At 48.5% G+C, this 11,732-nt stretch carries 12 protein-coding genes and 2 tRNA genes; 10 read left to right on the top strand and 4 right to left on the bottom strand.

Annotation, left to right across the window (positions count from 1 at the left end; all coding sequences use genetic code 11):
* Window positions 1–7 precede the first annotated feature (7 nt).
* Genes rpsN through rpmG form a run of 4 tightly spaced genes read left to right on the top strand, consistent with a single transcriptional unit; the run spans window position 8 to window position 857 of the window.
* A complete protein-coding gene (rpsN, locus tag KSO86_RS03985) occupies window positions 8–313 on the top strand; it encodes a 30S ribosomal protein S14 (protein ID WP_216378837.1) in 306 nt (101 codons plus the stop codon).
* 12 nt (window positions 314–325) lie between these two features.
* Window positions 326–448, top strand: a complete 123-nt coding sequence (gene ykgO, locus KSO86_RS03980) for a type B 50S ribosomal protein L36 (protein WP_091282213.1) — start codon at window positions 326–328, stop codon at window positions 446–448.
* Window positions 448–681: a 50S ribosomal protein L28 gene (rpmB, locus tag KSO86_RS03975; RefSeq protein ID WP_216378838.1), complete on the top strand. Its 234-nt coding sequence runs from the start codon at window positions 448–450 to the stop codon at window positions 679–681. Before ykgO ends, rpmB begins: the two co-directional genes overlap by 1 nt.
* Before the next feature lie 8 nt (window positions 682–689).
* Window positions 690–857, top strand: a complete 168-nt coding sequence (gene rpmG / locus KSO86_RS03970) for a 50S ribosomal protein L33 (protein ID WP_091282209.1) — start codon at window positions 690–692, stop codon at window positions 855–857.
* A 102-nt stretch (window positions 858–959) separates the two neighbouring features.
* Here rpmG and KSO86_RS03965 read toward each other — a convergent pair whose 3' ends face one another.
* Both KSO86_RS03965 and KSO86_RS03960 read right to left on the bottom strand, forming a co-directional pair.
* Window positions 960–1,805, bottom strand: coding sequence for a hypothetical protein (locus tag KSO86_RS03965; RefSeq protein WP_216378839.1), 846 nt, complete (start codon window positions 1,803–1,805; stop codon window positions 960–962).
* Between the two features lie 326 nt (window positions 1,806–2,131).
* Window positions 2,132–2,202 (bottom strand) — tRNA-Gly (locus tag KSO86_RS03960).
* A 139-nt stretch (window positions 2,203–2,341) separates the two neighbouring features.
* On the opposite strand from KSO86_RS03960, the gene KSO86_RS03955 reads away from it, so the two are divergent.
* Window positions 2,342–2,418, top strand: a tRNA-Pro gene (locus tag KSO86_RS03955).
* Between the two features lie 125 nt (window positions 2,419–2,543).
* On the opposite strand, the gene KSO86_RS03950 is transcribed toward KSO86_RS03955, so the two are convergent.
* Together KSO86_RS03950 and KSO86_RS03945 are read right to left on the bottom strand one after the other, a co-directional pair.
* Window positions 2,544–2,714 carry a hypothetical protein gene (locus tag KSO86_RS03950; RefSeq protein ID WP_216431832.1) on the bottom strand — a complete coding sequence of 57 codons (171 nt, stop codon included), beginning with the start codon at window positions 2,712–2,714 and terminating at the stop codon, window positions 2,544–2,546.
* A gap of 386 nt (window positions 2,715–3,100) precedes the next feature.
* Window positions 3,101–5,515: a hypothetical protein gene (locus KSO86_RS03945; RefSeq protein WP_216378840.1), complete on the bottom strand. Its 2,415-nt coding sequence runs from the start codon at window positions 5,513–5,515 to the stop codon at window positions 3,101–3,103.
* Between the two features lie 375 nt (window positions 5,516–5,890).
* Here KSO86_RS03945 and tig point away from each other — a divergent pair, with 375 nt between their 5' ends.
* The 5 genes from tig (at window position 5,891) to KSO86_RS03920 (ending at window position 11,525) form a co-directional block, all read left to right on the top strand.
* Window positions 5,891–7,417, top strand: coding sequence for a trigger factor (tig, locus tag KSO86_RS03940; RefSeq protein ID WP_216379063.1), 1,527 nt, complete (start codon window positions 5,891–5,893; stop codon window positions 7,415–7,417).
* Between the two features lie 281 nt (window positions 7,418–7,698).
* Complete coding sequence (locus KSO86_RS03935; RefSeq protein ID WP_216378841.1) at window positions 7,699–8,340, top strand: ATP-dependent Clp protease proteolytic subunit; 642 nt, start codon at window positions 7,699–7,701, stop codon at window positions 8,338–8,340.
* A gap of 14 nt (window positions 8,341–8,354) precedes the next feature.
* A complete protein-coding gene (locus KSO86_RS03930; RefSeq protein WP_269435395.1) occupies window positions 8,355–9,038 on the top strand; it encodes an ATP-dependent Clp protease proteolytic subunit in 684 nt (227 codons plus the stop codon).
* 159 nt (window positions 9,039–9,197) lie between these two features.
* Window positions 9,198–10,469, top strand: a complete 1,272-nt coding sequence (gene clpX, locus KSO86_RS03925; protein ID WP_216378842.1) for an ATP-dependent Clp protease ATP-binding subunit ClpX — start codon at window positions 9,198–9,200, stop codon at window positions 10,467–10,469.
* Between the two features lie 18 nt (window positions 10,470–10,487).
* Window positions 10,488–11,525, top strand: coding sequence for a LacI family DNA-binding transcriptional regulator (locus KSO86_RS03920; RefSeq protein ID WP_216378843.1), 1,038 nt, complete (start codon window positions 10,488–10,490; stop codon window positions 11,523–11,525).
* Window positions 11,526–11,732: the final 207 nt, after the last annotated feature.

The raw sequence follows: 11,732 nt of genomic DNA, 5'->3' as shown, positions 1-11,732 counted from the left end.
GATGTGAGTGGCAAAACGATCGAAAATCGTAGCCGACCAGCGTAGACGAGAAATAGTGGCAAAATATGCCGAGCGTCGCGCACAGTTGAAGAAAATGTCAGTAGACGTCAATTTATCGGCGAGTGAACGGGATGAAGCGATGCGACAGCTTCATGCATTGCCACGGGATGCATCGCCCACGCGATTGCGTAACCGAGATGTTGTAGACGGGCGGCCGCGCGGATTCGTTGGAAAATTTGGGCTGTCGCGTGTTCGATTCCGGAAAATGGCACATGAAGGTCTCTTGCCTGGTGTCACTAAATCATCTTGGTAAGGAGAGACGGTCATGAAAGTTCGTGCATCATTGCATAGCTTAAAGAACCAGCCGGGTTCAAAAGTAGTTCGCCGTCGGGGACGGGTTTATGTCATCAATAAGCTCAATCCAAAATTCAAAGGAAGGCAAGGGTAATGGCCACATATTGTCAAGTGACTGGCCGTAAACCGCAGTTTGGCAAGACGGTGTCTCATTCGCATAAGCGTACGAGCCGTCGATTCAACCCGAACCTGCAAAATAAACGGTATTATGTTCCCTCACTCAAGCGCACGATTACTCTGACTGTGAGTGCAAAGGGAATCAAGACAATCGATTCAAAAGGGATCGATGCTGTTGCTGCTGATTTGATTCGGCGCGGAGAGTTGTGAGGTAGAAAATGGCTAAGGCTGCGGATGTCCGTCCAATCATTAAGCTTGTGTCCACGGCAGGTACTGGCTTTACGTATGTGACGAAGAAGAATCGTCGCAATACTCCAGACCGCATGGTACTCAAGAAGTATGATCCAGTTGTGCGCAAGCACGTGGAGTTCAAAGAATCTCGTTAAGTGGTAGAACATAGAGGTGTGGCCCGCAGGAAATCCTGCGGGCCACACCTTAGTTTTTTGAAGTCAGATAGATATGTGCTATTACATTCTATCTAGCTTAAATCAGTGGTTGCGACGACGAAGAGTTGCTGCACCACCGAGGGTGGAGAGAGCTGCGATGCCAGCGAGAGCGCCTACTGCAACACCAGTCTTAGCAAGTTCACCCTTCTTAGCTTCTTCAGCCTTCTTGGCTGGGGTGAGCTTCATGGCTGGAGTAGTTTCGCTCTTTGGATCGGTCTTTGCAGAACCGTCCTTGAGGTAATCAGCAAGACCTTCAGTGGCTTCGAGTACGTTTGGATCCTTCTTGTAGCGGTCGAGGCGAGACTTGAGGGTCTCTTCTCCCTTGATGCCACGGCGGAGATCCTTGGTGGCTTCGAGTACGTTTGGATCCTTCTTGTAGCGGTCGAGGCGAGACTTGAGGGTTTCCTTGCCTTCGATGCCAAGACTGAGGTTCTCAGTTGCGTCCTGGACGTTTGGATCCTTCTTTAATGCGTCAAGACGGGACTTGAGGGTTTCCTTGCCTTCGATGCCTAGGCGGAGATTCTCTGTTGCGTCCTGAACATTTGCATCTTTCTTGTACTGGTCGAGACGGGACTTGAGGGACTCGTCGCCGTTGATTCCAGCGCGAAGACTCTTGGTGGCTTCCTGAACGTTTTCGTCATTGCGGTATTTTTCAAGACGCTCCTTGAAAGCTTCGCTACGAAGCGCGTCTTTCAAGTCTGTATCTGCTTTCTTGCATTTATTGACATCCCAGTGCTCGATTGAGCAGTATTCGTTTGAGTCATGCTTAGCCTGCTCTAACGGTGAAAGATTTGAATCGGAGTCGGCTGCGAAAGCCGGAGCTGCGAGACCAAGACCTGCTACTGCGAATGCAACGCCAAATGCTGCACCCTTCTTAAAGTTCTTCATTTAGATTCTCCTAAATGTTTCCTGTCAATCAGTTTGCTGATTGAGCGAATGGTTAAGTGTTTCGACTAAAACTGTAGTCGTATATTCCACGGCTCGCTACATAATAATCAATTTGCTCTGCGAGCTAGCGCACAATATAGCTTGTTTGGTGAATGGACCGGTAACGCGACACGCCATTAAATCTCTGAGCTTTCAGGAAATTCCCAGACTTCGCTCAGGAAGCTTTTATCTTCTGTGTGATTTAAGACACTTTGTGTTTAATTGGGATTGTGCGCGATGTGGGGTGAGTTCAATTAACTTATTGAAGGTGAAGTGAGTATGAAAAGAGCGAGTGACGAGAATCGAACTCGCGTCATCTGCTTGGAAGGCAGAGGCTTTACCATTAAGCTACACTCGCTTTGCCAGTCGAAACTGACTTATTGAGTGTAGCAAGTGAAGCCGCTGTGTGCAAAATAGATATCCTAAACGTGATCTGAACCTCAAGATCGTCTCAGATTAGAAATTTATTAAAAAGTCCTTTAAAGTTTTTAGAGCGACGGGATATAGCGCAGGTTGGTAGCGCGTCCGCTTTGGGAGCGGAAGGTCGTGGGTTCAAATCCCGCTATCCCGACCAACAAAACCCGAGATTCGCTCTCAAGCGAATCTCGGGTTTTATTTTACGTTTTATTTATGATCTTCAAAATTAGCCCGCTCATTGTGGGGGGGGCAGTTGTGTGCCTAGACCGCCCTAAGCAGCTGTCAATCGTGCATGTTCCAAGGACAGGCCATACAGGCCACTATAGGAAACGGGATATCAGCATTAAATTTTTCGAATTTCACGCCTTTAAGTGTCTTATTGTAGGCGCCATCAACATTGGCTTGAATCTTCATGACTAACTTCTTACCGTGAGCAACCTTTAGTGCCGTCATGTTCGTCAAAGTGCTGGTGAAGGGTGTGTAAGAATCATCATCGGCAATATCCGGGATAGTGGCAGCGATCGTGTATTCAACCTGGTTAGCCTGGGCTGTAGTTCCAATACCAGAGCTTTTTCAGTTCTGAAAGTGGCTGGGGTGTTGTTCCCGGGGTCTAGCGTCCTAGTGTCGCAAACGTCTGCCGTGGGAGTAGTAGGTAAATTGTTCCATCCATCTGACGTTGTCAGATCAAGATTTGAGATGGGCATACGGTAAATACAACTTAGTAACATCAATGCCAGGTTTGCCTGTTTGGTCGTTCGGCAAACCGGGGAGTCATCGTTCCAGCTTCTAGCTTACGAATATTGATAGGGTGTAGAAATCTAGCAGAGGACTGCCCCGTATTAGTTAGTGCGCGGGCGTTTTTTCAACGTCAACAGCTGGATACTCAGTGCAACAATAAGTAATCCGGAACCTATAAAAATGAACAGGTCAGCTCCAGTACCGCCAGTAAACGGAATTCGTGGAACAGTAGCTTTCGCATTTGTAAATTTCAGCGGAGTCGCAAGTGGGAACGTCGAGTCAATAGCGAACTCGATTGATGATGCGAGTATGTATCCGGGTGGTGAAAGGCTTTGCACAAGTCGATATTTCCCAAACGCAAGATCAGATAGTGTTAACAAACCTGGTTGAGGATTCTGGTCCAGCGAGTTACTTGGGCAAGGATCTGAGACGCAATCAGTAATATCATTTAGCGCAACATCGTTGTGCGACGGCAATGTTGCGGTTTCCCATACGTCTGGTGAGGTTTCCCGTTCGATAGTCCATACTGAATCAGTTAGCGGTAAGTCATTATCGGCGTCATGTAATTCCCAGGTTATTGTGCCAACCTGATTCTCATTCACGAATTGGCAAGAATAGGCTTGGCCAGGTAAAACCGTGAGTGTGCCATGTAATGCACCATCAACATGGCTTAGTTTTACTGCTTCAGCACCACCGTCAGTGCGTTGGCATGTTAAGCCGACGTTTTTCCACGTCGGCAATGTTTGCGGGCCGGGTGTTTCCGAAATAATAACTTCAGTTGGGTTATCACTATTGAGGGTAATGGTGCAAGGTGTACCTGACATTATTCCTTGCTCATCAGTCACCCCGGAACATGTATTCCCAGTCAAAGTGACAGTGCCTCCTAGCGGATTACTAGTGGTATCTATTTCAGCGTCTAATGTCCAACCTTGAGGACTTCCATCTCCCCGAATTGTTTTACTTAGTGAAAGAAAACTAGGTTCCCGCTTTTTAGTATTTGTGTACTGGCAAGAAATCCGAGTATGAGAACTGAAGTTATCTGCTACCGGCAGCGTGATTGAATGAGTAACTGTCGCTGTGCTATTGCTAGAAGCGTCTTGCGGGATGATTACCTGTAAACCGCCTTCATTATCAACATAAGAACACTCCAATGTTGTGTCATAGTCCTCAAGGTTTGCGCCGTGAGTAGCAGTTTCTGAAACCTTGTAGGTTTTCGTAGACAACACATTCGTTAATGGGGTCTGCGCTTCTTGCAAACCAGTAGTCTCTCCAGTAGTTTCCGCAGATGCCAGCACCGTTGAATCGCGCATTATCGTCAACGAAAATTGATCAGTCGGATTCTTTCGTTCCACGATATTCTTTGTTAACGTCAGCATCGGTGGAAAACCACAGCTGGAGACGGAGACAAGATTCGAACCAGTAATTTCTGTAGCTGCAGAGTCAAAAGTAAACGGGTCGTAGGAAGTAACCGTAGAAGGCTCTACCACGAAAAGACGACCGTCTCTTCCGTATGTGATGCCGGTACCTTGGGCAGTCAATGAAGTAGCAGAAACTTCCGGATTTGTTAATGCTGCCTGGGCAAGGTTGATGTGAGAAATAGTGTAGATATTAGACGAACTTGCAAGGTGTAGGTTACCGAGAGAATCAAACGCGATTCCGCCTCTTTCGCTCGCGTCTGGAACATTTATTTCTCCGACGTAATTGATATCGTGCTTCCCGTTATTTCCGGGATTCTCGGAGATCCGATATAACTTGAATTTCTTTCCGTCAAAGCCACCCAAATAATAATCTCCGGTTACTGGATCGATAGCACCGGTGGTGACGTTCCAATGTTGCGGCCAAAAAATTTCAGGATCTGTCACTTCGATATTGGTCCACACGCCTTGGGAGAATTTTTTCGGGTGGAAGTAAAAATTGCGTGGGCTGCCCCATGTACGAATTTCCATTGCGAAAGCAAAAGCAGTGGAACCCTCGTGGCTTATTGCTAGACCATCTGTCACGACATCGCGATAATTTGGATATTTGCTCGGAACGAGTTCTTGGGGACTAAAAGGGTTATCGGGAAGCAAAGTGTTGGCGCCATTGCCAAAGATGTTGCTGCTATTGTCCATGGCATAAACAGCATCAACAGAACAGGAAAATGATGAAGCTGCTTGTGCGTTGCGTAGTCGGAGAGTAGGTGTATCTGTATTTGGTTCAGTACTTAATATTGCTGGAGGGGAGTGCTCATTACTATCCGCGAGCAGAGCGTCGGGCGGTGGACCATCCTCTGGTTGCACATCAGATGACGGAGTATAGATCGGTGCCTCGCTTGATTCCGGATGCTTTCGTAATTCAGGAGTAGACCCGCCGGTGATCAAAGTATCCGGAGCATCTTCGTGTAATTCCTGGATGGAGGTATCCTGCGAGGCAAAAGCCAAACTGCTTAACGGCAATGCGACGACGAGCAATCCTAGCACAGCGACATAGCCTATGGACGGCAACTTTTGTTTATAGGTTCCGTAGGCTATGTGCATAGCGGACGTCCGATCGTTGAAGAATAAGTAGTTTCTACGCTAGCAATGATTGCTCACTGAGGATAGTCCAACGGAAAATCCTTTGAGTAATTAAAGTCACGTAACGATAGGGTAATTCTTCGATGGCACGTATCCGTATCAATGAATACGTCAATGTTGGAGAAGCGGCAGTTGTGTTTACCTTCATTGCGCGATAATGCAGACCTTAGCCCTTACATGTTTTATGATGGAACAGTATGCGCAAACGCAACGTGCCAGATCGGCGTCGTTACGTCACAGCTAGAAAACAAGCTCTGCGCCTCTGACAGACGTTCGCCACCCAAACGGCGAACCCAACGGGCCACGGCCCCCGAATACGTGAGTGGAGAAATCCCAGTGAAGAATTCCGTTGAGTACCTCAGCGAGACCCGCGCCAAGCTAACCGTCGAAGTGACCGCCGAAGAATTCGGTCCAGACTACGAGAAAGCCGCGAAGACTCTCGCCAAGCAGGTCAACATCCCAGGCTTCCGTCCAGGTCACGCCCCACGTCGCATCCTCGAAGCGAAGATCGGCAAGGGCTACATCATTGAGCAAGCAATCAATGACAGCATGGACAAGTTCTACCAGCAAGCTGTTGCAGAAGCTGACATCTTCCCAATGGCGCGCCCAGAAATCGCTATTGACGAAGTTCCAGAAATGAAGGGCAAGGATGACACCACCGCCCTGAAGTTCACCGTCGAAGTTGATGTTCGTCCAGAGATCATCCTCCCAGACCCAGCATCCATGACCGTTAAGGTTTCCTCCGTTGCAGTTTCTGACGACGACGTCGCCGCCGAGCTCGACTCCCTCCGTGAGCGTTTCGCAACCCTTACCTCGGTTGATCGTGCAGCTGCTAAGGGTGATTACGTCAACATTGACATGGTTGCCACAATCGATGGTGAAGAGATTGATGACGTCTCCGGTGTTTCTTACAAGATCGGTGACGGCAACATGCTTCAAGGCCAAGACGAAGCACTTACCGGTGCTAAGGCAGGCGACGAAGTCGAATTCACTGCTGAGCTCATGGGCGGCGCTCATGAAGGTGAAGATGCGAACGTCAAGATCACCGTTCACTCTGTGAAGGAATCCGAGCTCCCAGAAGCAGACGATGATTTTGCACAGCTCGCTTCCGAGTTCGACACTATCGATGAACTCAAGGAAGACCTCCGCAAGACCGCCGCAAAGAACAAGGGTAACGATGCAGTTGCTGAAGGAACCCAGAAGCTTTCCGAAGCACTTCTTGCCGCAGTTGAGTTCCCACTTCCAGAATCAGTGATTGAAGAAGAAGTAAAGAACCACCTCGAGCGCGAAGGTAAAGAAGCAGACGACGCTCACGGTGCAGAAATCCGTGGCGAGATCGAAGAAGCACTTCGTACCCAGATTCTTCTTGACGCATACGCCAAGGCGTTCAACGTTGATGTGGCTCAGGACGAACTCATCGAGTTCCTCGTCTCTCAGGCGCAGATGTACGGCATGGATCCGAACCAGTTCATCCAAGCTGCTGCTCAGACCAACCAAATCGGTGCATTTGCTGGTGAGATCGCACGCAACAAGGGTCTCATCGCAGCTCTGCGCCTCGCAAAGGTAGAGGATGAAAACGGTACCGTCGTTGACGTAACCGAGATCCTCGGCGAAGCCCCAGAAGGCGAAACTGTTCCAGACTTCTCCGCTCAGGAGAAGAAGGTGAAGGTTGTGGCACCAAAGGCTAAGAAGGCTGAAAAGAAAGCAGAAGCAACTGAAGCTGCTGGCGAGTTTGACCCATCCGCTCACAAGGTAGACGAAGTTATTGCTTACCTTGAGGCTGCAGATGACGCTGAAAAGGCACGCGTACTCGAAGCTGAAAAGGCTGGTAAGGCACGTAAGACCATTATGGCTCTTGCCTGATACTTAACGTAAAAGGGACCATACCTGTGCGGTGTGGTCCCTTTTTCTTTAGGGTAACGGTTCGCGGTTGAGAAACGCGGCAATTGCGCAAACCGGGATCTATATCGCCGAGGTTTGCGTTATTACCCAGTTTGAGGGACACCTGTCCGCCCACGCCACTAGCGAACGCATATTGGAAAATAAGGCAAAAGCAGGGTACTCTCATATATGGAAATACGTAAGATCGTGTTGAGGTCTTACGGAAACAATTTTGGTTTTAATGCCACAACGAAGGAGAATACGTGACTACCACGCCACAGCTCGCCGGAGGCAGCGCAAATGGCCTCGGATTAGGCGATTCAATTTATAACCGTCTCCTCAAAGAGCGCATCATCTGGCTCGGCGATCAGGTTAAGGACGAAAACGCAAACATTATTTGTGCTCAGCTCCTCCTATTGGCTGCGGAAGATCCTGATAAGGACATCTATCTGTACATTAACTCGCCTGGTGGCTCGGTAACAGCAGGCATGGCAATCTTTGACACGATGCAGTACATCAAGCCAGATGTTGCAACTGTAGGCATGGGATTAGCTGCGTCAATGGGGCAGTTCTTGCTGACTGCTGGAGCTAAAGGCAAGCGTTACATTACGCCACACACTCGGGTGCTTATGCATCAGCCGTTAGGTGGCGCTGGTGGTACTGCCACGGAGATTCGTATTAATGCAGATCTGATTTTGCAAATGAAACAAGAATTATCTGAACTCAATGCAAAGCATACGGGCAAGACCGTGGAACAAATCCTTGAAGATTCTGATCGGGATCACTGGTTCACCGCTCATGAAGCACTTGAATATGGATTCGTAGACCATATTATTGAAGACGCCTCATCCGTTGTCGGTGGTGGCGGAATGCAAAACGTCGCACCACATGATGGTCAGAACTGAGGAAAGAAACGCAGATGATGAATTCAATGAACCCAAATCAGATGCATATGATGCCCGGTGGTATCGCACCACAAATGCCGTCAAATCGCTACATCCTGCCAAACTTTGAAGAGCGGACGCCTTACGGTTACAAGCGTCAAGATCCATACGCAAAACTGTTCGAAGATCGCATCGTTTTCCTTGGTGTCCAAGTTGATGACGCCTCGGCTGATGACGTCATGGCACAGTTGCTCGTTCTGGAATCAACTGATCCAGAATCTCCAATCACGATGTATATCAATTCCCCAGGTGGATCGTTTACGGCGCTAACCGCAATCTATGACACGATGCAGTACATTAAGCCGCAGATCCAGACAGTCTGCTTGGGACAAGCTGCTTCAGCTGCGGCTGTTCTTCTTGCAGCGGGTAGTCCAGGACGTCGTCTAGCTCTGCCAAATGCTCGTATTCTTATCCACCAGCCAGCAATGGAAGGTGTTCAAGGCCAAGCATCGGATATTGCCATTGTTGCGGACGAAATAGACCGTATGAACGATTGGCTCATTGATACCCTTGCTGCGCACAGCGGTAAAGACCGCGAGATTGTCAAGAACGATATTGCTCGCGATAAGATCCTTACTGCTCAGCAAGCAAAAGAATACGGATTAGTCGACCAAGTTCTGGCATCGCGTAAAGCGATTGACCCACGGCTCGCAAAATAAAATCTAGGCATAATACCTTTTGCTACGGCGGGGTCAGACGTCAAGTTTGGCCCCGTCGTCGTCAATTGTTAACACGCCCAACACTCAAACACTTCACACTGGACGCGATATAGTGTGGAATAGAAGTCGACGACGATTTACAACGAATGGAGAAACCCAGTGACACGCACGGCCGATGCGGCAGATACGCTCAAGTGTTCCTTCTGCCAAAAGAGCCAGCGTCAAGTACGCAAACTCATCACTGGCTCTGGAGTGTATATCTGCAACGAATGCATTGAACTTTGCAATGAGATCATTGAAGAAGAATTCGGGAATGATGCTCAAGAGCATGAAGAGAAAGAGCTGCCCAAGCCGGCAGAAATTTTTGCATTCCTCAACGAATACGTCGTTGGACAAGAACGAGCAAAACGAACATTGGCAGTTGCCGTTTACAATCATTACAAGCGAATTCGTGCCCAACAAGGATCTAGCCTCAAAGCAAAGCAGTCTGAAGAGCATGTAGAGATCGGCAAGTCGAATATTCTGCTCATGGGGCCAACTGGTACCGGTAAAACGTATCTTGCACAGTCACTGGCCAGAATGCTCGATGTGCCGTTTGCGATCGCCGACGCCACAGCGTTGACTGAAGCTGGGTACGTCGGTGAAGACGTAGAAAATATCCTTCTTAAACTTATCCAAGCAGCTGACGGTAATGTTGAGCGAGCTCAGCGAGGCATCATCTATATCGATGAAATCGATAAGATATCACGCAAATCTGAAAACCCCTCCATTACCCGCGATGTTTCCGGGGAAGGCGTACAGCAGGCGCTGCTGAAGATTATCGAAGGAACTGTAGCTTCTGTGCCACCGCAGGGTGGTCGCAAACATCCACAGCAAGAATTTATTGAGATCGATACGTCAAATGTTTTGTTCATCCTCGCCGGAGCTTTTGCTGGCATGGAAGATATTGTCTCGTCGCGAACCGGACGGCGGGGGATTGGCTTTGGTGCCCAGCTCCATGAAGCAGATCGCGGTACAGAAGTATTTAGCGAAGTAACGCCGGAAGACCTACATAAGTTCGGTATCATTCCAGAACTTGTGGGGCGGTTACCGATCGTAACTAACGTGGAAGAACTTAGCGTTGACGATCTCGTAGAAATTCTTACCACCCCGAAGAATGCGCTGCTCAAGCAGTATCAGAAGATGTTTGCGCTGGATGGCGTCACCCTTGACGTAACTCCAGAGGCTTTGCGTGCTATTGCTACCGAAGCGATAGAGCGCGGTACGGGTGCTCGTGGGCTACGTTCGATTATGGAAAACCTGTTGCGTGAACTGATGTTTGAAATACCGTCTCGTGACGACGTAGAACGTGCAGTTATTGATGCCGACGTCGTAACTGGTACTGCGGAACCGCGATTAGTATTGCGCGGTGCCCAAGGGCAAACTGCGTAATACTGTCTCTTCCCTGACATGACTACTAAGAAAAGTGCGGCGATAACGCGCAGAGCAACTATGCGTGATGTAGCTGAGCATATAGGCGTGTCTGTCTCGACGGTGTCGTTGGCGCTCAGAAATGATCCGCGAATCTCTGATAAAACTGCACAAGAAATAAAAAGAGTAGCGCGGGAAATCGGGTACCGGCCCGATATTACTGGATCGTTGTTGCGAACAAATAACCCGCGCATCATTGGAGTTGCTGCAGAGTTTAGTCAAGAACTGCACGCTGCATATGTATCCAATATTCGGTCCATTGCGAATAAACATGGTTATCAACTAGCTATCGAAGATGCTAGTTTCTATGCTGGCTATGAGGAAGCGCTAGAGCGGTTAGCTCAATTAAGGGTAACCAACACCATTGCAATTAATCCGTGTTTTCCTGAACCTATTCCAGAACGCTTAGAGCCATCTGTCATTATTGGTCAGACGTCTCCTTGTCCAACTTCCAGCCTTGTTCGTTCGTCCAACGACGTCGGGATGCAAGAACTAGTTACGCATCTAGTTGATCGGGGTTACCGGAGAATTCTGTACCTGGACGGGCCAAAAGGTATCTCTGCGCGCAATAGGCGTCGAGCCATTGAACATGCAGCAAATGGGAATAATGTGTGGCTCGAAATCGTAGCTGCGGGCAATAGTTTAGATGATGGCTTTCTGGCCATGCAGCATGTTCTATGCGAGCGTTCAGATTCTCCAACAAATCAATTCAAAGAAACAGGAATCGCAACAGCGGTAGTAGGATACAACGATCAGTGCATTCAAGGGGCTGTTATTGCACTGGAGCGGGCTGGCTTGAGGATTCCTTTAGATGTAGGTGTTGTCGGGTTTGATAACTCCTCAATCGCTGCCTCGCGAGCTTTTGGTCTTACGTCGGTAGATCGAGGCATTGCTCAGGTGTCTGAATATGCGGTTGAGTTAGCAATTGAACGGCACAACAATACGAAAATAGGCGCCAAGACAATGGTAGTAGATAGCCACCTTGTAGTACGGAATACCACTACTCGGGTTGAATGACGTCCTTTTGACGTCTGGATTCAGTTAGGCGTACACAGGTACATGTATCCATATGGTAGCCTCCCGTAAATATTTGTTAAAACAAATAGAGTATTTTGCTTGACATAGTTCAATCGTTTGAATAGCATTTTTATACCGGTTGGTTATCTTCATATGTCAGCTGAGCCATCTTCAATGGTGAAGAAGGAAATACAACAAGGAGGTTGT

Source organism: Arcanobacterium phocae (genome assembly GCF_018913465.1).
GTDB lineage: Bacteria > Actinomycetota > Actinomycetes > Actinomycetales > Actinomycetaceae > Arcanobacterium > Arcanobacterium phocae_A.
The sequence above is the reverse complement of the archived record's forward strand: the minus strand, read 5'-3'. Positions and strand labels throughout refer to the sequence as shown.